The organism is Pseudaeromonas sp. HNCC25DJ180, from assembly GCF_055413345.1.
In genome coordinates this window covers 321,562-346,248 of sequence record NZ_JBVAYF010000001.1, presented here as the reverse complement: position 1 = coordinate 346,248, position 24,687 = coordinate 321,562, and the positions used below count along the sequence as shown (strand labels likewise).

Annotated in this window: 20 protein-coding genes; 16 read left to right on the top strand and 4 right to left on the bottom strand. The window is 61.1% G+C overall.

Features of this window, described 5'->3' with window-relative positions:
- Nucleotides 1-7 precede the first annotated feature (7 nt).
- The 4 genes from thyA to ACZYTD_RS01590 all read left to right on the top strand — a co-directional run bounded on the left by thyA (nucleotide 8) and on the right by ACZYTD_RS01590 (nucleotide 3,538).
- Entirely contained in the window at nucleotides 8-802 is a 795-nt protein-coding gene (gene thyA, locus ACZYTD_RS01605) for a thymidylate synthase (RefSeq protein WP_463888285.1), read from the top strand.
- 150 nt (nucleotides 803-952) lie between these two features.
- Nucleotides 953-2,146 carry a Na+/H+ antiporter NhaA gene (gene nhaA, locus ACZYTD_RS01600; protein ID WP_463888283.1) on the top strand — a complete coding sequence of 398 codons (1,194 nt, stop codon included), beginning with the start codon at nucleotides 953-955 and terminating at the stop codon, nucleotides 2,144-2,146.
- A 107-nt stretch (nucleotides 2,147-2,253) separates the two neighbouring features.
- Nucleotides 2,254-3,186, top strand: a complete 933-nt coding sequence (gene nhaR, locus ACZYTD_RS01595) for a transcriptional activator NhaR (RefSeq protein WP_463888280.1) — start codon at nucleotides 2,254-2,256, stop codon at nucleotides 3,184-3,186.
- Between the two features lie 52 nt (nucleotides 3,187-3,238).
- A complete protein-coding gene (locus ACZYTD_RS01590; protein WP_463888277.1) occupies nucleotides 3,239-3,538 on the top strand; it encodes an ArsR/SmtB family transcription factor in 300 nt (99 codons plus the stop codon).
- Between the two features lie 78 nt (nucleotides 3,539-3,616).
- Here the strand turns inward: ACZYTD_RS01590 and rpsT are convergent, their stop codons facing one another.
- Nucleotides 3,617-3,877, bottom strand: coding sequence for a 30S ribosomal protein S20 (gene rpsT / locus ACZYTD_RS01585; protein ID WP_463888274.1), 261 nt, complete (start codon nucleotides 3,875-3,877; stop codon nucleotides 3,617-3,619).
- Between the two features lie 341 nt (nucleotides 3,878-4,218).
- On the opposite strand from rpsT, the gene murJ reads away from it, so the two are divergent.
- From murJ to modC, 9 genes are all read left to right on the top strand, one after another.
- A complete protein-coding gene (murJ, locus tag ACZYTD_RS01580) occupies nucleotides 4,219-5,784 on the top strand; it encodes a murein biosynthesis integral membrane protein MurJ (RefSeq protein WP_463888271.1) in 1,566 nt (521 codons plus the stop codon).
- A 54-nt stretch (nucleotides 5,785-5,838) separates the two neighbouring features.
- On the top strand, nucleotides 5,839-6,783 hold the full coding sequence (gene ribF / locus ACZYTD_RS01575) for a bifunctional riboflavin kinase/FAD synthetase (RefSeq protein WP_463888268.1): 945 nt from the start codon (nucleotides 5,839-5,841) through the stop codon (nucleotides 6,781-6,783).
- Between the two features lie 15 nt (nucleotides 6,784-6,798).
- Complete coding sequence (gene ileS / locus ACZYTD_RS01570; RefSeq protein ID WP_463888267.1) at nucleotides 6,799-9,627, top strand: isoleucine--tRNA ligase; 2,829 nt, start codon at nucleotides 6,799-6,801, stop codon at nucleotides 9,625-9,627.
- Nucleotides 9,627-10,145: a signal peptidase II gene (gene lspA, locus ACZYTD_RS01565; protein WP_463888469.1), complete on the top strand. Its 519-nt coding sequence runs from the start codon at nucleotides 9,627-9,629 to the stop codon at nucleotides 10,143-10,145. Before ileS ends, lspA begins: the two co-directional genes overlap by 1 nt.
- Nucleotides 10,142-11,074 carry a 4-hydroxy-3-methylbut-2-enyl diphosphate reductase gene (ispH, locus tag ACZYTD_RS01560; RefSeq protein ID WP_463888264.1) on the top strand — a complete coding sequence of 311 codons (933 nt, stop codon included), beginning with the start codon at nucleotides 10,142-10,144 and terminating at the stop codon, nucleotides 11,072-11,074. The genes lspA and ispH overlap by 4 nt, the downstream gene beginning before the upstream one ends.
- An 82-nt stretch (nucleotides 11,075-11,156) precedes the next feature.
- Complete coding sequence (locus ACZYTD_RS01555) at nucleotides 11,157-11,507, top strand: DUF3147 family protein (RefSeq protein ID WP_463888261.1); 351 nt, start codon at nucleotides 11,157-11,159, stop codon at nucleotides 11,505-11,507.
- A gap of 4 nt (nucleotides 11,508-11,511) precedes the next feature.
- Nucleotides 11,512-12,813, top strand: a complete 1,302-nt coding sequence (locus ACZYTD_RS01550) for a voltage-gated chloride channel family protein (protein ID WP_463888258.1) — start codon at nucleotides 11,512-11,514, stop codon at nucleotides 12,811-12,813.
- Nucleotides 12,814-12,997: 184 nt separating this feature from the next.
- Nucleotides 12,998-13,678, top strand: a complete 681-nt coding sequence (modB, locus tag ACZYTD_RS01545) for a molybdate ABC transporter permease subunit (RefSeq protein ID WP_463888252.1) — start codon at nucleotides 12,998-13,000, stop codon at nucleotides 13,676-13,678.
- A gap of 2 nt (nucleotides 13,679-13,680) precedes the next feature.
- On the top strand, nucleotides 13,681-14,778 hold the full coding sequence (gene modC, locus ACZYTD_RS01540) for a molybdenum ABC transporter ATP-binding protein (RefSeq protein ID WP_463888250.1): 1,098 nt from the start codon (nucleotides 13,681-13,683) through the stop codon (nucleotides 14,776-14,778).
- A 9-nt stretch (nucleotides 14,779-14,787) separates the two neighbouring features.
- On the opposite strand, the gene ybaL is transcribed toward modC, so the two are convergent.
- A complete protein-coding gene (gene ybaL / locus ACZYTD_RS01535) occupies nucleotides 14,788-16,506 on the bottom strand; it encodes a YbaL family putative K(+) efflux transporter (RefSeq protein WP_463888248.1) in 1,719 nt (572 codons plus the stop codon).
- A gap of 290 nt (nucleotides 16,507-16,796) precedes the next feature.
- Between ybaL and ACZYTD_RS01530 the strand changes: the two genes are divergently transcribed.
- From ACZYTD_RS01530 to malT, 3 genes are all read left to right on the top strand, one after another.
- A complete protein-coding gene (locus ACZYTD_RS01530) occupies nucleotides 16,797-18,200 on the top strand; it encodes a GH1 family beta-glucosidase (RefSeq protein ID WP_463888246.1) in 1,404 nt (467 codons plus the stop codon).
- A gap of 128 nt (nucleotides 18,201-18,328) precedes the next feature.
- Nucleotides 18,329-19,360, top strand: coding sequence for a LacI family DNA-binding transcriptional regulator (locus ACZYTD_RS01525; RefSeq protein WP_463888243.1), 1,032 nt, complete (start codon nucleotides 18,329-18,331; stop codon nucleotides 19,358-19,360).
- 51 nt (nucleotides 19,361-19,411) lie between these two features.
- Nucleotides 19,412-22,093 (top strand): HTH-type transcriptional regulator MalT, encoded by a 2,682-nt coding sequence (gene malT / locus ACZYTD_RS01520; RefSeq protein ID WP_463888240.1) that lies wholly within the window; start codon nucleotides 19,412-19,414, stop codon nucleotides 22,091-22,093.
- Here malT and malQ read toward each other — a convergent pair.
- Both malQ and ACZYTD_RS01510 read right to left on the bottom strand, forming a co-directional pair.
- Entirely contained in the window at nucleotides 22,047-23,582 is a 1,536-nt protein-coding gene (malQ, locus tag ACZYTD_RS01515) for a 4-alpha-glucanotransferase (protein ID WP_463888237.1), read from the bottom strand. The genes malT and malQ overlap by 47 nt on opposite strands.
- Complete coding sequence (locus ACZYTD_RS01510; protein ID WP_463888235.1) at nucleotides 23,572-24,675, bottom strand: hypothetical protein; 1,104 nt, start codon at nucleotides 24,673-24,675, stop codon at nucleotides 23,572-23,574. The genes malQ and ACZYTD_RS01510 overlap by 11 nt, the downstream gene beginning before the upstream one ends.
- Between the last annotated feature and the right edge of the window lie 12 nt (nucleotides 24,676-24,687).

The following is a 24,687-nucleotide window of genomic DNA, read 5'->3' as shown; positions in this document are numbered from 1 at the left end:
GCGAACCATGAAAAATTACCAAGCCCTGATGGCGAAGATCCTGACCGAAGGCTCGCAGAAGGGGGATAGAACCGGCACAGGTACCCTTTCGCTGTTTGGCCATCAGATGCGCTTCAATCTGCAGGAAGGCTTTCCTCTGGTCACCACCAAGAAGTGCCATCTCAAGTCCATAGTCCACGAGCTGCTCTGGTTCCTGCAAGGTGACACCAATATCCGTTATCTCAAGGAGAATGGCGTATCTATTTGGGATGAGTGGGCGGATGAACAGGGCGAACTAGGGCCTGTGTATGGTCACCAGTGGCGCTCCTGGCCCACGCCGGATGGTGGCCATATCGATCAGATCCAGCGAGTGATCGATGATTTGACTCATAACCCCAACTCCCGCCGCATCATAGTCTCCGCTTGGAACGTGGCGGATCTAGATAAGATGGCACTGGCACCCTGCCACGCCTTCTTCCAGTTCTATGTGGCCGATGGCAAGCTCTCCTGCCAGCTCTACCAGCGCAGTTGTGATGTCTTCCTGGGGCTGCCCTTCAATATCGCCAGCTATGCTCTGCTGACCCATATGGTGGCCCAGCAGTGCAATCTGCAGGTAGGGGACTTTGTCTGGACGGGTGGCGATGTGCATCTCTATAGCAATCATCTTGAGCAGACCCGACTGCAGTTGAGCCGCGAACCCCGAGCCTTGCCCCAGTTGCTTATCAAACGCAAGGCGGACTCCCTCTTCGATTATCGCTTCGAGGATTTCGAAGTGACGGGCTATGACCCACACCCCGGGATCAAGGCGCCTGTGGCTATTTGAGGTGAAAAGGTCGCATATGCGGCCTTTTTTGGGCGTGTAGCTAACTAATTAGCTCGGTAAAACCGAGCTATCGTACCGCTATAATCGATTTAAGCTTACTCTCTAAGCGGCATACACTAACTCTTAGCTTTTTTCTGTGAGCCCAACACCATGACAAATGCGATCAAGAAGTTTCTCAAGTTGCAGTCGGCCAGCGGCATTATATTGATATTGGCGGCGCTGCTAGCCATGTTGCTGGCTAACTCCCCCCTCTCTCACTATTACCAGAGCTTCCTCGACACCGATGTGCAGGTGCGGATAGCCTCGCTGGATCTGCATAAACCCTTGCTGCTCTGGATCAACGATGGCCTGATGGCCCTCTTCTTCCTGTTGATCGGCCTTGAGGTGAAGCGGGAGATGATAGATGGCGCCCTCTCCAGCCGAGAGCAGGCCACCTTTCCTGCGGTGGCGGCGTTAGGCGGCATGCTGGCGCCAGCCCTCATCTATCTGCTGTTCAACCATGGCGACCCCATGACCCAGAGTGGTTGGGCCATACCGGCTGCTACCGATATTGCCTTTGCTCTGGGCGTGATGGCGCTGCTCGGCAATCGGGTGCCGGTGAGTCTCAAGGTCTTCCTGCTGGCGCTGGCCATCATTGATGATCTGGGGGTGATCCTCATCATTGCCCTCTTCTACACCAGTGAGATCAATCTACCGGCATTGGGCATTGCCGCAGGGGCCACAGCCCTGCTGTTCTGGATGAACCGTCGCGGTGTGGATCGCCTCTCCTTCTACATATTGGTGGGGTTGGTGCTCTGGGTGGCTGTGCTCAAGTCTGGTGTGCATGCGACGCTGGCGGGTGTGGTCGTGGGCTTCGTGATCCCCAACCAGGGTAAACGTTATGTCTCGCCGCTCAAGCATCTGGAGCACAAGCTGCATCCCTGGTGCTCTTACTTCATTCTCCCCTTGTTTGCCTTTGCCAATGCCGGGGTCTCGCTGGCCGGGGTCAGCCCGTCTAGCCTCTTCTCGCCTGTGCCGCTGGGTATCATGCTGGGCCTCTTCATCGGTAAGCCAGTCGGTATCACCCTCATCAGCTGGTTGGCGATCCGCCTGAAGATTGCGCAACTGCCAGAGGGGAGCACATTCCGTCAAATCATGGCCGTGAGTGTCTTGTGTGGTATCGGCTTTACCATGTCCATGTTCATCGCCTCCTTGGCTTTCACCGCCGAAGGCGCCGATTTCTCCACCCTGTCGCGCTTGGGGATCTTGGTCGGCTCTACGCTGGCGGCCATTGTCGGCTATCTGATCTTGCGGTTTTCCCTTCATCCTGCTCGTTTAGCTCAGGTTAAGCCGACCTGTGGCTAAATGGTGTGTACCCAACTGGGTGCATCATCAGGCTTCTCGCCTAGTGCGAGAAGCCTCTATGTTGATAACGCAGGCCCACATGGCCTTTGCAGGGTGAGGGCGGCTCTATGTCTCATTTAAATTACAATCACCTCTACTATTTTTGGATGGCCCAAAAGAAGGGCTCCATCACAGGCGCTGCGGAGGCGCTGTTTCTCACGCCCCAGACCGTCACCGGGCAGATCCGCCTACTGGAGCAGCGGTTGAATGGTCGATTGTTCAAGCGCAAGGGGCGTCAGCTGGAGGCGACCGAGTTGGGGCACCTCATCTACCAGTATGCCGACAAGATGTTCTCGCTCTCCTACGAGATGATGGACGTCGTTAATTACCGCAAGGAAAACCAGATCATCTTTGATGTGGGCATTGCCGATGCACTCTCCAAGCGGTTGGCCAGCCGGGTACTGCTCTCGGTGATCCCCACCGATGGCTCCATCCACCTGCGCTGCTTTGAATCAACCCATGAACTGTTGCTAGAGCAGTTAAGCGAGCACAAGCTGGATATGATCCTCTCGGACTGCCCGGTGGATTCGGCCCAGCATGGGGGCCTGCTCTCCAAGAAGTTAGGCGAGTGTGGGGTGAGTTTCTTCTGTAAGGCTCCCCGACCTCAGACGCCGTTCCCGGCTTGTCTGACAGAGCGCAAGCTGCTGATCCCGGGGCGACGCACTGCGATGGGGCGTCAACTGACTCGCTGGTTCGAGGAGAAGGGGCTCTCCCCGCAGATCTTGGGCGAGTTTGATGATGCGGCGCTGATGAAGGCCTTTGGTTACTTCAATCAGGGTATCTTCGTGGCTCCTTCCATCTACCAGGGCGAGATACTGGATGGGGAGGAGGTCGAGTTGATCGGCCAGACCCAGGAGTTGAAAGAGGAGTACTACGTCATCTTCGCCGAACGTATGATCCAGCATCCGGCAGTGAAGAAAATCTGTGAGAGTGATTTTTCGGCCCTGTTCAGTGGTGAGGAGGATATCTCCGCTTTTACTCCGACGGCGGTTTCTTTCTAAAGTCGTAGATACTGTTATCATGCCGGAAGTGGCGTGAGGCAGGATGACGTAGATGCAAATCGAAGCGATGCAGACCCAGGCAGGCAAGGCGGTGGGGTTATTGAAGGCGTTGGCCAATGAGCACAGGTTGCTCATCCTCTGCCATCTGCAGGGCGGGGAGCTGTCGGTAGGGGAGATCAACGAGCGGTTAGGCTTGAGTCAGTCGGCGCTCTCCCAGCATCTGGCCGTATTGCGGCGGGATGAGCTGGTGGCGACTCGCAAGGTGGGCCAGACAGTCTATTACTCGCTGAAGAGCGAAGAGGTACAGGCCATCATAGGCGTGTTACATAGTTTCTATTGCCGTACTGTGTAATACCGCGGTACTCTCAACAGCAATCGCAGACGAAAAAAAACCGGCAGAAGCCGGTTTTTTTTCGTCATCAGTAACGTCTTACAGTGCCTTGATTTGGGCAGCCAGACGAGACTTATGGCGTGCAGCCTTATTCTTGCTGATCAGGCCCTTAGTGGCCATGCGATCCAGAATAGGCTGAGCAGCTTCGAAAGCGGCTTGGGCGGTAGCCTTGTCACCGGCGGCGATGGCAGCAACTACTTTTTTAACGTAGGTGCGGGTCATAGAGCGACGGCTGGCATTGTGCTTGCGGGCTTTTTCTGCCTGAATCGCGCGCTTCTTAGCAGATTTGATGTTAGCCAAGGTAAAACTCCTAAAACTGTCTTAGCGAGTGTGCTGAAAAGGGCAAAAAATATGCCTTCTCAACCCGAGAATGTCAAATGATTTGTGCAAATAACCACCGCAACCCAGTGACTACAAGGTAACGGCTAGTTAAACTGTCGGCCGATTTTAGCAGCTTTCATCGCGCTGTCACCGTTTTTGCGAAGTTTGCTGCACGATAAGCGGTTGCACTGTCGGGTCGTTGCTAGCAGCTTTCATCGCGCTGTCACCGTTTTTGCAAAGTTTGCTGCACGATAAGCGGTTGCACTGTCGGGTCGTTGCTAGCAGCTTTCATCGCGCTGTCATCTTTTTAAGGAGTTATCTTGAGCAAGAAGCTGATCCGATCCGGGCTAGTGGTGTCGGCCGCCACCCTGGCCTCGCGGGTACTGGGGCTGGTACGGGATATCGTCATCGCTCATCTGCTGGGGGCGGGGGTTGCCTCGGATGTCTTCTTCTTTGCCAATCGCATCCCCAACTTCATGCGGCGTCTCTTTGCCGACGGCGCTTTCAATCAGGCGTTTGTGCCGGTAATGACCGAATACAAGGCGAAGGGGGATGAGGCTGCGGTGCGGGATCTGCTGGCCGTCACCATGGGCACACTGGGGGCCGTCATCACTGTGGTGACCATTCTCGGTGTGCTGGGGTCAACTGTGGTCTCGGCGCTGTTTGGTTGGGGCTGGTTTATGGCCTGGTGGCATGGGGAGGCCGATGGGGCTAAGTTCGAGCTGGCCAGCTGGCTGCTGAAGATCACCTTTCCCTATCTCTGGTTTGTCACCTTCACCGCCATGTCCGGCGCCGTGTTCAATACCTTCGGACGCTTCGGTGTCTCCTCCTTTACTCCGACCTTTCTCAACATAGTGCTGATCATTGTGGCGATCTGGGTGGCACCCCATATGGATGAGCCGGCCGTGGGCCTCTCTATCGGTATCTTCATCGGTGGTCTGGTGCAGCTGCTCTACCAGATCCCTTACCTCTACCAGATGAAGATGCTGGTGTGGCCCAAGTGGGGTTGGCATCACCCTGGGGTAGTGAAGATCCGTACCCTGATGATCCCGGCGCTGTTCGGGGTGTCGGTCAGCCAGATCAATCTGCTGATCAACACCATGCTGGCCTCATTTCTGGCCACGGGCGCTATCAGCTATCTCTACTACTCGGATCGGCTGCTGGAGTTTCCGCTGGGGATGTTTGCCGTGGCCATCAGTACCGTGATACTGCCGGCTCTAGCCAAGGGACATGTAGATCAGGATCCGAAACGCTTCTCTGACACCATGGATTGGGGGGTGCGCATGGTGCTGTTTCTCGGGCTGCCCGCCATGGGCGGCATCATGGTGCTGCGCGAGCCGATACTGCGGGTGCTCTTCATGCGCGGGGAGTTCGGCCCCCACGAGGTGATGATGTCCAGCGCCAGCCTGCTGGCCTCCACCTCCGGCCTGCTCTCCCTGATGTTGGCCCGGGTGTTGGCGCCCGGCTTCCATGCCCGCCAGGATACCAAGACGCCGGTGCGTTATGGTGTGCACTCCATGGTCGCCAACATGGGGTTCAACCTGATATTGATCTATCCCCTCGGTTACATCGGTCTGGCGCTCTCGACCGCTCTTGCGGGTACGATCAATGCCATTTCCCTGTTTCAGGGACTCTATCGCCGTGGTATCTATCGTCCTGGTCGTGCAACCCTTATCTTCAGCTTGCGGTTGGCTGCGGCGACCCTGGCCATGTATCTCCTGTTAGCCTGGCTGAGCCCATCTCTGGAGGTTTGGGTCAACTGGAGCCTGCTGCGTTCCGGTCTGGAGCTGGGCAAGCTGCTCTTGCTGGGTGGCGGCTGCTATCTATTGCTGGCGTTAGCCAGCGGTGTGCGGCTCGGCGACCTGAAAACTGTGAGCGAAGGCTGATTGCTGGCTGGCTTCGTTATATAATCCAGCGATTTCGCAACGACAGGACGTTTCATGGAGTTGATCCGCGGCATTCATAATCTGCGCCCTCGGCATCGCGGCTGCGTGTTGACCATAGGCAACTTCGATGGCGTTCATCTGGGCCATCAGGCTGTGTTGCGTCAGTTGCAGCTCAAGGGGGCCGAGTTAGGGCTGCCTGCCTGCGTCATGCTGTTTGAGCCTCAGCCCATGGAGTTGTTTGTGCGGGAGGGGGCGCCCGCTCGCCTGACCCGCTTGCGGGACAAATTTCTGGCTCTGCAGGCGCTGGGGCTGGATCGCCTGCTCTGCGTGCGCTTTGGCCACGACTTTGCCAACCTGGAGCCGGATCGCTTCATCGAGGAGATCCTGGTGGCGCGGCTAGGTGTGCGTTATCTGGTGATTGGCGATGATTTCTGTTTTGGTCGCGGGCGAGCCGGGGATTTTGCCCTGCTGCAGGCGGCCGGTCAGCGGTTTGGTTTCGAGGTGGTCAGCACCCAGAGCTTCTGCGTGGCCGAGCAGAGGGTGAGCAGTACCCGGTTGCGTGAGGCGCTGCGCGGTGATCGTCTGGCCGAGGTGCATGCCATGCTGGGTGAGCCCTATACCGTCAGCGGTCGGGTGGCTCATGGCGACAAGCTGGGCCGCACCATTGGCTTCCCTACCGCCAACGTCCATCTTAAGCGCCGGGTCACCCCGGTCAGTGGCGTCTATGCGGTAGAAGTGGTATTTTCCGGCCACACCCATTATGGCGTGGCCAACGTGGGCACCCGTCCCACGGTAAACGGCCATAGGCCACAACTCGAAGTGCATATTTTCGATTTCTCGGGCGATCTGTATGGTCGGCACATTCGTGTGCGGCTCTGCCATAAGCTCAGAGACGAGAAGAAGTTTGACTCTTTTGCCGCCCTGCAGGTCCAAATCCACCAGGATGCCGACACTGCCCGCCGTTATTTCGGCCTCGCGGTAACCCCTATTGAATCGTAATGGAACCCAGGACTGATGAGCGACTATAAACATACCCTGAATTTGCCGGAAACCCCGTTTCCCATGCGTGGCGATCTGGCCAAACGTGAGCCGGATATGCTCAAGGCTTGGTATGAGCAGGATCTCTATGGCGTGATCCGTAGCGCCAAGAAGGGCAAGAAATCCTTCATCCTGCATGATGGCCCGCCCTACGCCAACGGCAATATTCACATCGGTCACTCGGTCAATAAGATCCTCAAGGACATCATCATCAAGTCCAAGGGCATGGCGGGTTTTGACTCCCCTTATGTGCCGGGCTGGGATTGCCACGGTCTGCCGATCGAACTGAAGGTGGAAGGGCTGGTGGGCAAGCCGGGCGAGAAGGTCTCTGCCGCCGAGTTCCGCGCCGAGTGCCGCAAGTATGCCAAGAGCCAGGTCGAGGCCCAGAAGGCCGACTTCGTGCGTCTGGGGGTACTGGGTGAATGGGACAAGCCCTACCTGACCATGGACTTCAACACCGAAGCCAACATCATTCGCTCGCTGGGCAAGATCATCGACAACGGCCACCTGCACAAGGGTTCCAAGCCGGTGCACTGGTGTACCGATTGTGGCTCGGCGCTGGCCGAGGCCGAGGTGGAGTACTACGACAAGAGCTCTCCCTCCATCGATGTGCGTTTCCGTGCCGTGGATGAGACTCAGGTAGCCGCTGCTTTTGATTGCGCGGTCGGGCATCCGGGCCAAGGCCCGCTCTTTGTGGTGATCTGGACTACCACCCCCTGGACGCTGCCGGCCAACCGTGGCGTGGCGCTTAACCCTGAACTCGATTACGCCTTGGTGCAGGTGGAGGGCGAACAGCCGGAGCGTCTGATCCTGGCCGCCGATCTGGTGAAGTCCGTGATGGACCGCGCCGGCATCACCCATTACCACAACCTGGGCTACTGCAAGGGTGTCGATCTGGAGCTGTTGCGCTTCCAGCACCCCTTCTACAGCTTTGATGTGCCGGTGATCCTGGGTGATCACGTCACCCTGGAGTCAGGGACCGGTGCCGTGCACACGGCGCCCGGTCACGGTCAGGAAGACTTCGTGGTAGGCCAGAAATATGGTCTGGAAGTAGCCAACCCTGTGGGGGGCAATGGCGTCTACCTGCCGGATACTGAACTCTTTGCCGGTCAGCATGTCTTCAAGGCCAACGCCTCCGTGGTCGAGGTGCTCAAGGAGCGCGGTGCCCTGCTGCATCATCAGGCCATCCAGCACTCCTATCCCCACTGCTGGCGCCACAAGACCCCCATTATCTTCCGTGCCACCCCTCAGTGGTTTATCAGCATGGAGCAGGCGGGTCTGCGTCAGAAGGCACTCTCGGAGATCAAGTCGGTGAAGTGGATCCCGGAGTGGGGCCAGAACCGCATCGAGGCCATGGTGGAGAACCGTCCGGACTGGTGTATATCCCGGCAGCGCACCTGGGGTGTGCCCATTGCCCTCTTCGTGCATAAAGAGACCCAAGCCTTGCACCCGCGTGCCGTCGAACTGATGGAAGAGGTGGCCAAGCGCGTCGAGGTTTCCGGCATTCAAGCCTGGTGGGATCTGGATGCCGCCGAGCTGCTGGGTGACGATGCCGCACACTACGACAAGGTGAAGGATACCCTGGACGTCTGGTTTGACTCCGGCTCGACTCATGCCTCAGTGGTGGATGTGCGCCCGGAATTTAACGGTCATGGCGCCGACATGTATCTGGAAGGGTCGGATCAACACCGTGGCTGGTTCATGTCCTCCCTGATGATAGGGGTCGCCATGAAGCATCAGGCCCCCTACAACCAGGTGCTGACGCACGGCTTCACCGTCGATGGTCAGGGGCGCAAGATGTCCAAGTCCCTGGGCAACGTGGTGAGCCCGCAAGAGGTGATGAACAAACTCGGCGCCGATATTCTGCGCCTGTGGGTGGCCTCTACCGACTACAGCGGTGAGATGACGGTCTCCGACGAGATCCTCAAGCGCTCCGCCGATGCCTATCGCCGTATCCGTAACACAGCCCGCTTCCTGCTGGCCAACCTGAATGGTTTCGACCCGGCTCAGCACATGGTCAAGGCCGACGAGATGGTGGTGCTGGATCGTTGGGCCGTAGGGTGTGCCCAGAAGGCCCAGCAAGAGATAGTGGAAGCGTATGAGAACTATGACTTCCATCTGGTAACCCAGAAGCTGATGCAGTTCTGCTCGGTGGAGATGGGCTCCTTCTACCTGGATATCATCAAGGATCGCCAGTACACGGCCAAGGCCGACAGCCTGGCCCGCCGCTCCTGCCAGAGCGCCCTCTTCCTCATCGCCGAGGCCATGGTGCGCTGGATGGCGCCCATCATGAGCTTCACCGCCGACGAGATCTGGGCGCTGCTGCCGGGTGAGCGCGCCAAGTTTGTCTTCACCGAAGAGTGGTTTGATGGGCTGTTTGGTCTCAAGGATGGCGAAGCCATGGATGATGGCTACTGGGCCGATCTGCTGGCGGTGCGTGGCGAGGTGAACAAGGCGCTGGAAGCGGCCCGTGCCGACAAGCGTATCGGCAGCTCCTTGCAGGCCGAGGTGACCCTCTACGCCGAACCGGCGCTGGCCGAGAAGCTCTCCCGTCTGGGTGAGGAGTTGCGCTTTGTGCTCATCACCTCCCAGGCCAAGTTGGAAGTGGTCTCTGTCGCCCCCACTGACGCTCAAGCCACCGAGCTGGCCGGTCTCTGGTTGACCGTAACGGCCACCGCCGCCGTCAAGTGCGAGCGCTGCTGGCACCATGTGGCCGATGTGGGCACCATTGCCGGTCATGAGGGCATCTGTGGCCGTTGTGTCACCAATGTGGAAGGCGCTGGTGAAACGAGGGCCTTTGCATGATGCCGCTGACGCTCAAACAAAGCGGGCTGCGCTGGCTCTGGCTGGTGCCGCTGGTGATAGTGCTGGATCAGCTGACCAAGCTGGCGATCCTGCACTACCTGCCCTACGGTGGCCCAGGCATCAACGTGACGCCCTTCTTCAACATAGTGCATGTCTATAACAAGGGGGCCGCCTACGGCTTCCTGGCCGATCAGCCGGGCTGGCAGCGCTGGTTCTTCTCGCTGTTTGCCATCGGCGTCTCGGCCGCCATGCTGGTGGCCCTGCGCCGTCAGGCGGCGAGCCAGTGGTGGTCCAATATCGCCTTTGTGCTGGTTATCGGCGGGGCCATCGGCAATCTCATCGATCGCCTGGCCTATGGTCATGTGGTGGACTTCCTGCTCTTCTACTGGCAGGGCCACTTCTTCCCGGCCTTCAACATAGCCGACTGCGCCATCACGGTGGGGGCGGCCATGATAGTGCTGGATGGCCTGCGCAAGAAGCCCCAACCTGTGCCTAACCATAGCGAGTCCAAGTCATGAAGATAGTGCTGGCTAACCCGCGCGGTTTCTGTGCCGGCGTTGACCGCGCCATCACCATAGTGGAAAACGCCCTGCAGAAATTTGGTGCCCCCATCTATGTGCGCCACGAGGTGGTGCATAACCGCTACGTGGTGGAGACGCTACGGCAAGCCGGCGCCATCTTCGTCGAAGAGCTGCGCGAAGTGCCGGATGAGCAGATCGTCATCTTTTCGGCCCACGGTGTCTCCAAGGCGGTGCGGGAAGAGGCCAAGCAGCGGGGTCTGCGCGTCTATGATGCCACCTGCCCCCTGGTGACCAAGGTGCATATGGAAGTTCATCGCGCCAGTCGCAAGGCTCAGGAGGTGATCATGATAGGTCACGCCGGCCATCCCGAGGTGGAGGGGACGATAGGCCAGTACGAGAGCGCTGCGGCGGGCATGTATCTGGTGGAGGATGCCGCCGATGTGGCCGCCCTGCAGGTCAAGGATCCGAGCCAGCTGCACTTCGTTACCCAGACCACGCTCAGTGTCGATGAGACCCAAGAGGTGATCTCGGCGCTGCAGAGCCAGTTCCCGGCGATCCAGGGGCCGCGTAAGGATGATATCTGCTACGCCACCCAGAATCGTCAGGATGCGGTGCGTGAGTTGGCCGGCCAAGTGGATCTCTTCATCGTGGTGGGTTCGCGCAACTCCTCCAACTCCAATCGGTTGCGTGAATTGGCCGAGCGCCTGGGCACGCAGGCCTACCTGGTGGATGAGGCCGCGCAACTGGATCCCGCCTGGTTTGCCTCTGTGCAGGCCGTTGGCGTCACCGCCGGGGCGTCGGCTCCCGAGGTGCTGGTGCAGCAGGTGATCGATCGCATCCGCGCCATAGGCGGCGGTGAGGTGGAGGAGTACAGCGGCAAGCCCGAGGATGTGGTGTTCGAGGTGCCGATGGAACTGCGCATCTAGGGATGTACCTGATCGCTATCGCCCCGCAGTTGCGGGGCGTTTGTTTTAGCCTGGGGCCTAGCCCCATGCCCAAGGAGGGGTGATGGCCTGGCTTATTACGAAATACTTGTTAACCGCCGCCGTGGTGGTCTTGGTCTCGGAAGTGGCCAAGCGCAGCGACAAGCTGGGCGGCCTGGTGGCGGCCTTGCCGCTGGTGACGGTATTGGCCCTGATCTGGCTCTATCTGGAGCAGCAACCCCAGCAGAAGATCGCCAACCACGCCTGGTACACCTTCTGGTATGTGGTGCCGACCCTGCCCATGTTTCTCCTCTTCCCGCTGCTGTTGCCGCGGCTCGGTTTCTGGCTGACGCTGGGGGCGAGCGTGGTGATCACCCTGGTCTCGTTTGTGTTGTTCTCTCTGCTGGTGCGTCGTTTCGGGATCGCGTTATGGTGAGCCGATGAAATCTAACCCTTTTACTGCGCAGCTGACGCTACTGCCCTATCTGGCCAAGTGGCTGCTGCTCTCGACTCTGGTGGCCGTGCTGGCGGGGACGGCCTCCGCCCTGTTTCTGTTTGCCCTGGCGTGGGCAACGGCCACCCATGAGGCTTACCGCTGGTTGCTCTGGTTGCTGCCCCTGGCCGGCTTCGGGGTGGGCTGGATCTACCTCAAGGTGGGGCAACAGGTGGAGGCGGGCAACAACCTGCTCATCGACGAGATCCATGATCCCAAGAAGGTGATCCCCCTGCGCATGGCGCCTCTGGTGCTGGTGGCCACTGTCATCTCCCACCTGTTCGGTGCCTCGGTGGGGCGCGAGGGGACGGCGGTACAGATGGGTGGTGCCCTGGCCGATCAATTGACCCGGCTCTTCCGGCTGGGACGCGAAGAGCGCCGCATCTTGCTGATGGCGGGGATCAGTGCCGGTTTCGCCTCGGTATTCGGTACGCCGCTGGCCGGCGCCGTGTTTGGTCTGGAGGTGCTGGCCATAGGGCGTATGCGCTACGATGCCCTGCTCTCCTGTTTCATCGCCGCCATCGTTGCCGACAAGGTGGGGCTGCTCTGGGGGGTACACCATGCCCACTACCTCATCCCCTCCATTCCCGAGTTTTCCTACTGGAGCCTGCTGGCCATGCTGATTGCCGGGGCCCTGTTTGGCCTGACCGGTAAACTGTTTGCCGTCTCCACCCATCTGCTCAGCGCCCGTTTCAAGCTGTGGGTCAGATATGCCCCGCTGCGCCCTCTGCTGGGCGGCTTGGCCATAGCGACCGTGGCCTGGTTCACCCAGGCTGACCGCTATCTGGGGTTGGGGATCCCCACTATACTCCAGGCTTTCGAGCAGCCCCTGCCGGCCTATGATTTTATCGGCAAGCTGGGCTTTACCGTGGCCTCCCTGGCCAGTGGCTTCAAGGGGGGGGAGGTGACACCACTCTTCTTCATCGGCGCCACCCTGGGCAATGCCTTGGCGCCGCTGCTGGATCTGCCCTTTCCCCTGTTGGCCGGTGTGGGCTTTGTCGCCGTCTTTGCCGGCGCTGCCAATACCCCCCTGGCGTCGACCCTGATGGCCATGGAGTTGTTTGGTGCGGAAATAGGGCTCTATGCCGGGGTCGCCTGCGTGGTCAGCTACCTCTTCTCGGGCTACTCCAGCATCTACCGTTCCCAGCGGGTAGGCGCGGGCAAACTGAGCGCCCTGCCCGCCGAGCTCAAACTGAGCGAAGTGGCGGAATACAGACGCAAGCAACCTCAGGATAAGGGCGAGCGGTAGCCAGGCTGGCCTGATCCTTGCTTTTCGTTCCCCATCAAGCGGTATGCTCGGCTATATAGCGCGGTTTTGTCGCAAAGCGACCAAGGGGCGTCACCAAGGCGGGTCATACTGTGCACTGGTGGTTAACCCGGGCTGTCTCAGCTCGTCGCGACATTGGGTTGGGAAGAGAGGCATAAGGATGTTCATGTTGTTATCTGCCGAGGATCTGCAGGCCATAGGCCTGACCTTGAAGTTGGCCACCCTGGTCACCCTGATCCTGCTGCTGCTGGGCACGCCGCTGGCCTGGTGGCTGGCCCGCACCCCCTCTCGCTGGAAGGGGATCATAGGTTCAGTGGTGGCGCTGCCCCTGGTGTTACCCCCTTCGGTGCTGGGTTTTTACCTGCTGCTGGCCATGGGGCCCCATGGTCCGCTAGGCCAGCTCATGTCGGCTCTGGGGTTGGCGCCTCTGGCGTTCACCTTCGGTGGGCTGGTGCTGGCCTCTGTCTTCTACTCTCTGCCCTTCATGGTACAACCGCTGCAGAACGCCTTCGAGTCAATTGGCAATGGTCCACTGGAGGCGGCGGCTACCCTGCGTGCCTCGCCGCTGGATACGTTTTTTAGTGTGGTGGTGCCCATGGCGGGCCCCGGTTTTCTGACCGCCAGCATTCTCACCTTTGCCCATACAGTGGGGGAGTTCGGGGTGGTGCTGATGATAGGGGGCAACCTGCCGGGTATCACCCGGGTGGCCTCGGTGCAGATCTATGATCATGTGGAGGCTCTGGAGTATGGGGATGCCCATCGTCTGGCGGCGGTCATGGTGAGCTTCTCCTTCCTGGTGCTGCTGGCGGTGTATGCCTGGCGACCTCAATCCCGGAGAGGACGTTGAAGATGAGCGATAGCGGCAAGGATCAGATACGGGCGCGCTTTCGCAAGGGGTGGGATGGCTTTAGCCTGGAGGTGGATCTCTGCCTGCCGGGGCGGGGGATCACCGCCCTGTTTGGCCACTCAGGCTCCGGCAAGACCACGCTGCTGCGTTGTCTGGCGGGTCTGGGCGCTCGCCCGGAGGGGGAGTGCGCCTTCAAGGGAACCCTTTGGCAACAGGGCCGCTACTGGCTGCCGGCTCACAAGCGGCCCATCGGTTATGTGTTTCAGGATGCCAACCTCTTTCCTCATCTGAGCGTGTTGCAGAACCTGCAGTATGGTCAGAAGCGGGTGGGGGGGCCGGGCACCGTAGCCCTGGAGCAGGCCATCGCCTTGCTGGGCATTGAGCCCTTGCTGGCGCGCAAGCCGGGCGAGCTCTCCGGCGGTGAGAAGCAGCGCGTCGGCATTGCCCGCGCCCTGGCGGTCAGCCCGCAACTGCTGCTGATGGATGAACCCCTGGCGGCGCTGGATCTGGCGCGCAAGCGGGAGATCTTGCCCTACCTGGAGCGGTTGCATAACGAACTGGCGATCCCGGTGATCTATGTGACCCACTCTCCCGATGAGGTGGCGCGACTGGCGGATCATCTGGTGGTGATGGCCAAGGGACGAGTACTGGCCAGTGGCCCTCTGGCCGAGACCTTGAGTCGTCTGGACTTACCCATTCGCCTGGGTGAGGAGGCGGGCGTGGTGCTGGAGGGGCAGATCAGTCAGCGGGATGAGGCGTGGCATCTCATCCGCCTGGCGTTCCCCGGTGGTCAGCTCTGGGCCCGGGATACCGGCCGCCCTCTGGGGCAGAAGGCGCGGATCCGGGTGTTGGCTCGGGATGTGAGCCTCTGTCTGCTCCCCCACCACGACTCCAGCATCCAGAATCATCTGCCTGGTGTGGTGGAAGCCATGCTGGCCGATGAGCACCCAGGCCTCACCCTGGTACGGGTGCGGGTGGGCGAGGGTGAGCATTCGTCGGCCTTCATTGCCCGCCTCACCGCCCGCTCGGCTCATGCCCTGCAGCTGACGGTAGGGCAGGCCATCTGGCTGCAGGTGAAATCGGTCGCGCTGGTGGAGTAGCGGCGGCCCTCACTCGGCTCGGCTGACGGCCATAGCGTGCACCGTTTTTTCATGCCGCTCGGCGTTATTCTGCGTTGTCAGCCCCAGCACCATCTGCCGGGCTATCTCCTCCTCGCCCAAGATCACCTGCTGGGCGCCCTGCTGGCGCAGGTATTCCACCTCTTCATCCAGATGAGCGCGGCTCAGGATCTGCAAGTCGGGATAGAGATGGCCTTGGGCCACCACCTCTCCCGCCTCGAAGCCATTGGGTATGGTCACCAGCAGATGGCTGGCGTGGGCCAGATGGGCGGCCTCCAGCACACAGGGGAGCACCCCATTGCCGCGCACGACCGGGATCTTGATTGCTCTGAGCTCGGCCACGCGCTGGGCATCATGCTCGATCACCACGAAGGGGAGCTCTCGCTCCTGCAGCAGCTTCGTCACCCGACGGCCGACGCGGCCATACCCCACCAGCACCACATGGTTAGCCATGGGGGGCTGCTCATGCACCTCATCATAGGGCGTGGGGCTAGGTCGCGGCTCATTCTCCGGTGTGGCCTGCTGGCGGCTGGCGTAGCGCCCCAGCCAACTGAAGAGCAGCGGGTTGAGCAGTATGGAGAGAATGGCTCCGGCCAACACTATGTCGCGGGCCTGAGGTGGCAGTATCTGCAGCGTGATGGCCAGACTCAGCAGTATGAAGGAGAGCTCCCCTATCTGGGCCAGGCTGGCGGAGATAGTCAGCGCCGTCCCCTTCTGATAGCCGAACAGCCGTACTATGGCGAAGGCGGCCAGAGACTTGCCGACCACTATGATGGCCAGGGTTGCCAGCACAGTCAGCGGTGCCTCCAGCAGGATAGCCGGGTTGAACAGCATGCCGACTGAGACGAAGAAGAGCACGGCGAAGGCATCGCGCAGGGGCAGGGAATCGTTCGCCGCCTTGTGACTCAACTCAGAGCTGTTGAGCACTATGCCGGCGAAGAAGGCACCCAGGGCGAAGGAGACATCAAATAGCTTGGCGGCGCCGAAGGCGATGCCCAGGGCTATGGCCAGCACCGCCAGGGTGAAGAGTTCCCGGGAGCCGGTGGCGGCACTGCGCGCCAGCAGCCAGGGGATGGCGCGACGGCCGCCGATCAGCATCAGGGCGACGAAGGCAACTACCTTACCCAGGGTGATGGCGATTTCACTCAGTAGCGTTGACCAGACAATGGGGCCGGCCCCCTCCTGGCTCACACTGGCCAGCAGCGGCAGCAGCACCAGCACCAGCACTATCACCAGATCTTCCACCACCAGCCAGCCGATGGCGATCTTCCCTTCCGGACTCTCCAGGTTGTTTTGGGCCTCCAGGGCGCGCAGCAGGACGACGGTACTGGCCACCGATAGCGACAAGCCAAACACCAGACCGGCGATCAGGTTCCAGCCCAAGGCGGCCGCCAACCCCATGCCCATCAGGGTGGCGAGGGCGATCTGGGCCAGGGCGCCGGGAATGGCGATGCGCTTGACGGCTAGCAGATCCTTCACCGAAAAGTGCAGGCCGACCCCGAACATCAGCAGTATGACGCCGAGTTCGGCGAGCTCGGGAGCCAGCGCCTGATCGGCCACATAGCCAGGGGTAAAGGGACCGCAGATCACGCCAGCGATCAGGTAGCCGACCATGGGAGAGATACGCAGGCGATGAGCCACCATGCCGAAGAGAAAGGCCAGCACCAGGGAGCCGACCAGGGTGGAGATCAGGGGGAGCGAGTGATGCATGCCGTCACCTCATGTTGGGCGCCGATGCTGTATCGGCGTGTGGTGAAAAGAAACCGCTATGGGGTAGAAGTAGGGGGTGAAGAGAGGATAACAACTATTGTCATTTCGCGCAGGGCGAAATAGCGGGAAAGCCTTAACCTAAAATAAACAAAAACCGATGAGAGGCCGGAGTAATGCTCGGTATTGCGGCGATGCAACCGGTTGCGCTGGCTGTTTTCCTGTACTAAGGTAGAGAGCAGTGGGGGTTGCCAGCCTGCTAGCCCCTGAAGCCGATAGCGAGGAGTCCGGTAATGCGTCAGTTTCCAGCCGATTTTCTGTGGGGGGCCGCCACGGCGGCCTATCAGGTAGAGGGTGGCTTTGCCGCCGATGGCAAGGGGCCCTCCATCTGGGATCGCTTCGCCCATCAGCCCGGGACCACCTATCTGGGCACCAATGGTGATGTGGCGGCGGATCACTACCACAGATACCGGGAGGACGTGGCCCTGATGGCCGAACAGGGGCTCAAGAGCTATCGCTTCTCCATCTCCTGGCCCCGCCTGTTGCCTGCCGGTCGCGGAGCGGTGAATGAGGCCGGGGTGCGCTTCTATAGCGATTTGATCGATGAGCTGCTGAAGTTTGGCATCGAGCCCATGATCACCCTCTACCACTGGGATCTCCCCCAGGCGTTGCAGGATGAGCTGGGCGGTTGGGAGTCTCGGCAGACCGCCGAGGCCTTCGTTGAATATGCCCGCCTCTGCTATCAGCGCTTCGGGGATAGGGTCAAGCTCTGGTCCACCTTCAATGAAACCGTGGTCTTCATCGGCATGGGTTATGTGACCGGGGCGCATCCGCCAGCGGTGCAGGATACCCGACGTGGCCTGCAGGCTTGTCACCATGTCTTTGTCGCCCATGCCCTGGCGGTGCAAGCCTTCCGCCAGATGAAGGTGGCGGGTCAGATCGGCTTTGTGAATGTGTTGCAGCCCAATGACCCGATCAGTGAGCAGCCCGAGGATCTCGCCGCCTGGCAGTTGGCCGAGGGGGTTTACACCCACTGGTTCTACGACCCTGTGCTCAAGGGGGAGTATCCGGCCGAGCTGCTGGCCATGGCCCAGGCTCATTTCGGGACGCCGCTGTTTGCGCCTGGGGATGCCGAGTTGCTGAAGAACAACATCTGCGACTTTATCGGCGTCAACTACTACAAGCGCGAGATGATAGCCGCCAACCCGGATGTGGATAATACCCGCATCAACACCACGGGTGAGAAGGGGGCGGGCAAGGAGTTTGGCTTCAAGGGGCTCTTCAAGCAGGTGCGTAATCCCAAGGGGGTTTACACCGACTGGGATTGGGAGATCTACCCGGAAGGCTTGACCGAGGCTCTGCTGCGGCTCAAGGCGCGCTATGGCAATGTGCCCGTCTATATCACAGAGAACGGTCTGGGGGCCAAGGATCCGATCGTCAACGGCGAAGTGCTGGATCAGCCGCGCATCGACTATCTGAGCAGCCATATCGGCGCGGTGGCGGAGGCGATCCGCCTGGGGGTGGATGTGCGCGGCTACTATCCCTGGTCCTTCATCGATCTGCTCTCCTGGCTCAACGGTTACCAGAAGCAGTATGGTTTCGTCTATATCGATCAGGCTGAGGGTCTGAAACGAAAGAAAAAGCTTAGCTTTGCCTGGTATCAGGAGGTGATCGCCAGCAATGGTGCCCGACGCTAGCCCCAGAGTCTCTGCTGAGGCTTAACTTAACTTGCTGGGTAACCGGTTTGGTGTAGATAATGACAGGTCCCGGACAGCCTCGCTGTGCCGGGACTTTTTGCTAGCGAGTTTGCCAATCAGGGGGCGTCATGGTGACCATGCAGGATGTGGCCGATCGCGCCGGGGTGGCGAAGTCCACCGTCTCCCGGGTGCTCAGCGGCAAGGTGGCGATCAGCGACGCGACGCGAGTTCGGGTCCAAGCCGCCATCGATGAGCTGGGGTTTCGCGTCAACTCCCTGGCCCAGGCGCTGGCCCAGCAGAAGTCCAATACGCTGGGGTTGGTGGTCTCCAATTTCGAGGGGCCCTACTTTGGCCGCCTGCTCAAGAGCATGGCCCAGCAGGCCGAGTTGGCAGGCAAGCAACTGGTGGTGACCGATGGTCACGATGATCCCCTGCGTGAGCAGGCGGCGGTGGAGCTGCTGGTGGATCGCTGCTGCGATGCCATCATACTCTACAGCCGCTACATGCCAGCAGAGCGGCTGCAGATGCTGATGACCCGCTTACCCGTCCCCTTGGTGGTGATGAATCGCCCCGTCCCCGGTTACCCGGAGCGCAGCGTCGAGTTCGATCAGCGTGGCAGTGTGCTGGCGGCCATGGCCCAGCTGCTGGCGCTGGGCCACACAGCGATTGCCTGTATCAGTGGCCCAGGCACGACCCTGACCGCCCAGTTGCGGTTGGCCGCCTATCGGGAAGCCCTGCAACAGGCCGGGCTGACGCCGGATGAGGCGACGATCGTCGAGGGCGATAATCTGGTGGCGGGTGGCTATCAGGCGTGCCGGCAGCTGCTGGCCCGCGATGTCAAATTTAGCGCTCTGTTTGTCAGCAATGATGACATGGCGTTGGGAGTCTTGCGTGCCCTGCAAGAGGCGGGTAAGCGGGTGCCGGAGCAGATCTCCCTGTTTGGCTTTGATGATGCCCCGGCCTCGGCCTATCTAAGCCCCAGCCTCAGCACGGTACACATTCCGATTGAAGCCATGACGGCTCGGGCGGTGCAGCAGGCTCTAGCCCTGGCCGCGGGGGAAACGCTGATGGCGGTGGCGGCCTTTACCGGGGAGCTGAAGTTGCGTGACTCGGTGCGCGCCTGTTGCCCTACCGCAATGGCCAGTGGGTGCAAACCATGATGGTGAGCCCTGTGGTTAATTTTGATTTTTTAGTTGGTGAGATGACGGTCCATGGATGACAGTGCCCTGGCGCTCCTGCGCTTTAAAATTTCGCTCCCGCGGGCTCATCCTCTGGTTGTTCCCCGCACACGCCTGGGTTCACCCCTAGCCAGCGCCTCGGCGCCTGCCCTCTGGTTGCTGTCGGCTCCGGCCGGCTATGGCAAGACCACCCTGGCGCTGGAGTGGGCTCAGCAGATGACGGGCCACGCCGGGTGGTATTCACTGGATGTTTCCGATAACGACCCGGTGCGTTTCTTCTCCCACCTGTATGGGGCGTTGCAACTGGCGCGCACCCGTGCACTCTCCTCCGAGGGGGGACCGGGCCCCAATCAACCGCTGGAAGCCTATCTGCCGGCCCTGCTGCAACTGATGAACCGGGATGAGACCCCCTTATTGTTAGTGCTGGATGATTATCACGTGATCCAGGAGGCGCGCATCCACGAGCTGTTGCGCCAGCTCATTCTGCATCTGCCGCCCCACATCAAGCTGGTGATCACCTCGCGCCTGTTGCCGCCCTTGGGGGTGGCCGGTCTGCAGGTCAAGGGGGTGGCGACCTGCATCGAGGCACGCCATCTGCAGTTCAACCTGCCGGAGGCCCAACAGTTTTTGCATCAGGAGTTGAGTCATACCCTGGCACCCGAAGAGCTGCAAGAGGTGTGGAGCAAGCTGGCCGGCTGGCCCGGTGGTCTCAAGCTCTTCTGTCTGTTGGCGCGGGAGCGGGCCAGTTCGGCTCTGGCCGAGGCCATGGAGGGCAACCCTCAGGCGGTCAACGCCTATCTCTCCGAAGAGGTGTTCAACGAGCTGCCCCAGGAGATTTGTGACTTCCTGTTGGCCTCCAGTGTGCTGGAGTGGTTTGACGAGGCGCTGGCCTGCCAGGTGGCCGCGTTGCCCAGCTGCCACGAGCAGATCGAGTTTTTGGAGCGCAACGGTCTCTTCATCGCCCGGGTGGATGGCGAGCAGAATAGCTATCGCTACCAGGCAGTATTTGGCGACTTCTTACGCCTGCGTCTGGCCCGGGAGCCCCAACGCAAACGGGAGGTACACCTGCGAGCCTGCGAGGCACTGTTGAGCCGGCAGCGGGTGGTGGAGGCCATGCGCCATGCGGAGCGGGCGGAGGAGTCGGTGCGTCTGGCGACCATACTCAGCGAACATGGCGCCGCGCTGATGCAGCAGGGCCAGTATCTATTGGTGCGCAATCAGCTACAGAGCCTGCCGCGCCGGGTCATAGAGTTGAACCCGCTGTTGTTGCTGATGCGCACCCGTTGCGCCATCTACGACTACGACATGGAGTACTTCAGCGGCACCCTGGCCGAGACTGAGCAGTGGTTGCCCCGGTTGCCCATCGGGGCCCAGCAGGCCATGGCCCAGGAGATGACCCTGCTCAAGGCTCAGCTGGCCTTGAAGCGTGAACAGTGGGAGCTGGCTGACCGGCTGGCCGCCCAGGTGCTCGCCCAACTGCAGCCCGAGCAGCAGCGGGAGCTGGCCATCGGCCTCGCCGTACGCGGTGAGGTGTGTATCTGCCAGGGGCAATCCGAGGCGGCGCTGGAGCAGTTGAGCCGCTCTCTGGCCCTGGCCTATGCCCAGCAGGCACACATCAACGTGGTGTGGCAGTTGAGCCAGTTGGCGGAGGCGCAGATCAATCTGGCCCAACTGACCCGAGCCGAGGAACGGTTGCAGCAGGCTGAAGCCGAGGGCAAGGCCCAGCACCTGGAGCAACTGCAGGTGATGGAGTTTGTCTACCGCTGTTGGTGCAAGCTGGCGCTGCTGCGCCAGGATCTGCCCCGGGCCGAGCACTGTTTGCAGCGTATGGCCACCATCATTGAGGGAGAGGAGGAGCGTTGGCTCTATCCGCTCTATACCGGGCGTTTGCAACTGGCCATGCGCCAGGAGCGGTTGCTGGAGGCCCAGCATTGGGCTGCCGAGCTGGAGCGGTTGGGGGCGCGTTATCAAGTCCATGCGGATTGGCGCGCCAATGCCGATTCGGCGCGGCTGGATCTCTGGCTGCGCACCGGCCAGCAGCAGACAGTGCGCGACTGGTTGCGTCAACAGGCGCCTGTCCTGCTGGCGGGCAACCACTTCTTGCAGTTGTTGGGCATCAATCGGGCGCGCGCCCTGCTGGGCCTGGGCAAGTACCGGCTGGCATTGCGCCAGTTGGCGCTGCTGCAGAGCGAGACCCAGTCACGCCAGTTGCCGCTGTTTGAACAGCAGATTGCCCTCTATCAGGCGCTGGCCCTACAGGGGTTGCGGCGGGATGCCGAGGCGCGGCTGGTGGTGCAACCGGCGCTGTTGGCGGCCGAGAGTTCCGGCTGTGTGGGGCCCTGGCTGTTGAATGGTGAAGGGCTGCAGCCGCTGCTGCGCCAGTTGCAGCAGGAGCGGGAGTGGCCCTTCGTGCGCTACCTGCTGTTGCAATCGGGCGGCCACAAGGAGAGTGCCGGCTCCGGCTCTTCGGTACGCTTGGCCCAGGCCTTGCCTGCCGCCGCCCAACATCTGGCCCTGACCCAGAAGGAGTGGCAGGTACTGCAGGGTATCGCCAATGGCCTGAGCAATGAGCAGATCGCCGACGGTATGTATGTGGCCCACTGCACGGTGAAGAGCCACATTCGCCGTATCTATCGCAAACTGCAGGTGGATAACCGGGAACAGGCCATCACTCGTGCATGTCAGCTACCGGATGCCTTGCAGACGCCGGAGTAAGCAGGCGATCGCTGCGGGCACTCAGAGTGCGTAGTCTCTGGCTGAGCGCATCGGGGAAGACGGCCTCGGTCAGTCGCCAGCGCCAGTTGTACTCATTCACCTCACCGGGGCAGTTCATGCGCCCCTCTGCACCCAGCCCCAGCAGATCTTGCATGGGGGCGATGGCATAACGGGCCGGGCTTTGCCAGGCCATCTGGATCAGCCGCCACTGTATGGGGGTCACTCCAAATGCCGCCGGGTAGGCATCCAGCTCCTGACGCCGTTCCTCGGGCAGGCTCTGATACCAGGCGAGTGTGGTGTTGGTGTCATGGGTGCCCGTGTAGACCAACTGATTCTCCCGAATGAGATGGGGGTAGTAGGGGTTAGCACGTTCCGGGCTGCCGAAGGCAAACTGTAATACGGCCATGCCCGGCAACTGGTTATCATCGCGCAGTTGCTCCACCGCCGGGGTGATGAAGCCCAAATCCTCCACCAGCAGCGGCAACTCGGGGAAGTGTTCACGCAGGGTATTGAACAGCGCCTGCCCCGGCCCCGGAGACCAGAAGCCACGGCGAGCATCCTGCTCCTCGGCGGGCAGGGCCCAGAAGGATTCGAAGCCACGGAAGTGGTCGATCCGTACCTGATCCACCAGGCGCAGCAGTTGCGCCAACCGCTCCACCCACCACTGATAGCCCTCGTTGGCCATGGCCGTCCAGTCATAAACCGGGTTGCCCCAGCGCTGGCCCCGCGCATCGAAGAAGCGGTCCGGTGCCGCGCCCGCCACCAGGCTGGGGTGACCGACCTCATCCAGGCAGAAGAGGTGGCGATGGGCCCAGACATCGGCGCTGTTGAGCCCCACATAGATGGGCATGTCGCCCATGATCTCGACTCCTTGCTCCCGGGCATAGCGGCGCAGGGTTTGCCACTGGCGCTGGAAGATAAATTGGCAGAAGGCGTGGAAGCGCCGCTCCTCTTGCAGGCGGCGGCGCGCCTCGGCCATGGCCAGCGGCTCTCTATCTCTAAGTTCAGGGCTCCACTCATACCAGGGGGCGGCCTGTTCATGATTGAGGCTGGCAAACAGCACATAGTCATCCAGCCAGTGGCGCTCCACATAGCAGAAGGCATAGAACTCCTGGCGCAATCCGCCCCGCAACCGGCTCAGGGCGCGGCGTAGCAGGGGCAGCTTGCTGTGACCTGCCAGATGGAGATCCATGTAGCCTTCACTCTGGGTCGGCAGGGCGGCCAGCTCGTCGGCAAACAGCAGGCCATGGGGCAGCAGATCCTCCAGACTCAGCAGCAGAGGGTTACCGGCCATGGCCGAGAGGGCCGAGTAGGGGCAGCCATCGGCTCCCACGGGGCCCAGGGGCAGGATCTGCCAGAGGCTCTGGCCTGAGTGGGCGAGAAAGTCGATGAAGTGGCGGGCACCGGCCCCCAGATCGCCTATGCCGTGGGGGCCAGGCAGGGAGGTGGGGTGCAGCAGTACGCCGGAGCGGCGGGGTTCAGTGGGCATGGGATACCTCCTGGTGACGCGCGAAGTGTTGCATCTGCTGCCCCAGACGGCCCGGGGGAGCCAGTGGCGGTAGATGGGAGTGTTTGAGACCGGAGGCCATGGCCTGCCAGGCATGGTTCATCAGCGGATGCGTGGGGCTGATGCAGCACTGCTCTATGCAGGCACTGATCATGGCCCGTTCCGGTTGCGTAGCATGACCCTGCAGATCCTGGCGTACCGGTTGGCGGGCCGCTTCGTTCAGCCACCCCTGCTGTACCGCTTGGCTTAGCAGTAGTTGGGCAAAGGCGTGCAGCAGAGGGGCGTGAGGCCCCTGTAGGCTCTCGCCGGGGAAGACCAGACCCAGGGTCGAGAAGAAGGAGCGGCAGGGCAGGCCACCGTAGGTGGGGAGGGGGGCTATGCCCAGCCGATCTCCCATGCTCTCATGCAACGCGGCATACTCCCACTCCCCGGTGATGATAGTGGGAACTTGACCCGAAATGAGGGCCGAGCCCAGATCCTGCTCATAGTGAAAGTGGCGCAGGCGTCCCTGGCGCTGCAGGCGTTGGCGGCACTGCAGGGCGTGGGTCATGGCCGGGGAGTCCAGCTGGATACGCTGGTGGCCCAGGGGCCAGCCGGCAAAGCGGATAAGCAAGGGGATGAGCCAGTAGGGCTCCTCGAAGTCTATGCCACAACAGCTGCAGAGCCCGGCTTCATCGGGCTGCAACCACTCCTGCAGCGGCTCTCCCTGCTGCTTGTCATAAAATTGCAGCAGATGGTTGCCCGCCAGGATAGGCACCCCCAGTTGACGATACTCCAGTTGCAGGGTGGCCTCGCTCAAGGGGGTGACGGCGGGCAGCGCCCACTCATCGGGTATGGGCGAGAAGCGCAACCGTTCGGCCAACGCCAGCAGATCCGAGGGCACCAGCGCCAGATCGGGTAGGGGCTCGGGGCCACACAGGCGCCGGGTCAGGGTGTGGATGTCCAGCTCGTGGCGCACCAGCTGCACGCCCTGCTCGCGTTCGAAGCGATCGCACAGGGTGTGCAGGTAGCGGCTGGAGGGGCCACTGAGGTCGAAGTAGATAGTCAAACGGGTGAAGGCATTGGACTGAGCCATGAGCAACTCCTT

What these genes read in the sequence shown, in the direction of transcription:
- thyA (WP_463888285.1), top strand. Translation starts at nt 8, where the DNA reads ATGAAAAATTACCAAGCCCTGATGGCGAAGATCCTGACCGAAGGCTCG.
- nhaA (WP_463888283.1), top strand. Translation starts at nt 953, where the DNA reads ATGACAAATGCGATCAAGAAGTTTCTCAAGTTGCAGTCGGCCAGCGGC.
- nhaR (WP_463888280.1), top strand. Translation starts at nt 2,254, where the DNA reads ATGTCTCATTTAAATTACAATCACCTCTACTATTTTTGGATGGCCCAA.
- ACZYTD_RS01590 (WP_463888277.1), top strand. Translation starts at nt 3,239, where the DNA reads ATGCAAATCGAAGCGATGCAGACCCAGGCAGGCAAGGCGGTGGGGTTA.
- ribF (WP_463888268.1), top strand. Translation starts at nt 5,839, where the DNA reads ATGGAGTTGATCCGCGGCATTCATAATCTGCGCCCTCGGCATCGCGGC.
- ileS (WP_463888267.1), top strand. Translation starts at nt 6,799, where the DNA reads ATGAGCGACTATAAACATACCCTGAATTTGCCGGAAACCCCGTTTCCC.
- lspA (WP_463888469.1), top strand. Translation starts at nt 9,627, where the DNA reads ATGCCGCTGACGCTCAAACAAAGCGGGCTGCGCTGGCTCTGGCTGGTG.
- ispH (WP_463888264.1), top strand. Translation starts at nt 10,142, where the DNA reads ATGAAGATAGTGCTGGCTAACCCGCGCGGTTTCTGTGCCGGCGTTGAC.
- ACZYTD_RS01555 (WP_463888261.1), top strand. Translation starts at nt 11,157, where the DNA reads ATGGCCTGGCTTATTACGAAATACTTGTTAACCGCCGCCGTGGTGGTC.
- ACZYTD_RS01550 (WP_463888258.1), top strand. Translation starts at nt 11,512, where the DNA reads ATGAAATCTAACCCTTTTACTGCGCAGCTGACGCTACTGCCCTATCTG.
- modB (WP_463888252.1), top strand. Translation starts at nt 12,998, where the DNA reads ATGTTGTTATCTGCCGAGGATCTGCAGGCCATAGGCCTGACCTTGAAG.
- modC (WP_463888250.1), top strand. Translation starts at nt 13,681, where the DNA reads ATGAGCGATAGCGGCAAGGATCAGATACGGGCGCGCTTTCGCAAGGGG.
- ybaL (WP_463888248.1), bottom strand. Translation starts at nt 16,506, where the DNA reads ATGCATCACTCGCTCCCCCTGATCTCCACCCTGGTCGGCTCCCTGGTG.
- ACZYTD_RS01530 (WP_463888246.1), top strand. Translation starts at nt 16,797, where the DNA reads ATGCGTCAGTTTCCAGCCGATTTTCTGTGGGGGGCCGCCACGGCGGCC.
- ACZYTD_RS01525 (WP_463888243.1), top strand. Translation starts at nt 18,329, where the DNA reads ATGGTGACCATGCAGGATGTGGCCGATCGCGCCGGGGTGGCGAAGTCC.
- malT (WP_463888240.1), top strand. Translation starts at nt 19,412, where the DNA reads ATGGATGACAGTGCCCTGGCGCTCCTGCGCTTTAAAATTTCGCTCCCG.
- malQ (WP_463888237.1), bottom strand. Translation starts at nt 23,582, where the DNA reads ATGCCCACTGAACCCCGCCGCTCCGGCGTACTGCTGCACCCCACCTCC.
- ACZYTD_RS01510 (WP_463888235.1), bottom strand. Translation starts at nt 24,675, where the DNA reads ATGGCTCAGTCCAATGCCTTCACCCGTTTGACTATCTACTTCGACCTC.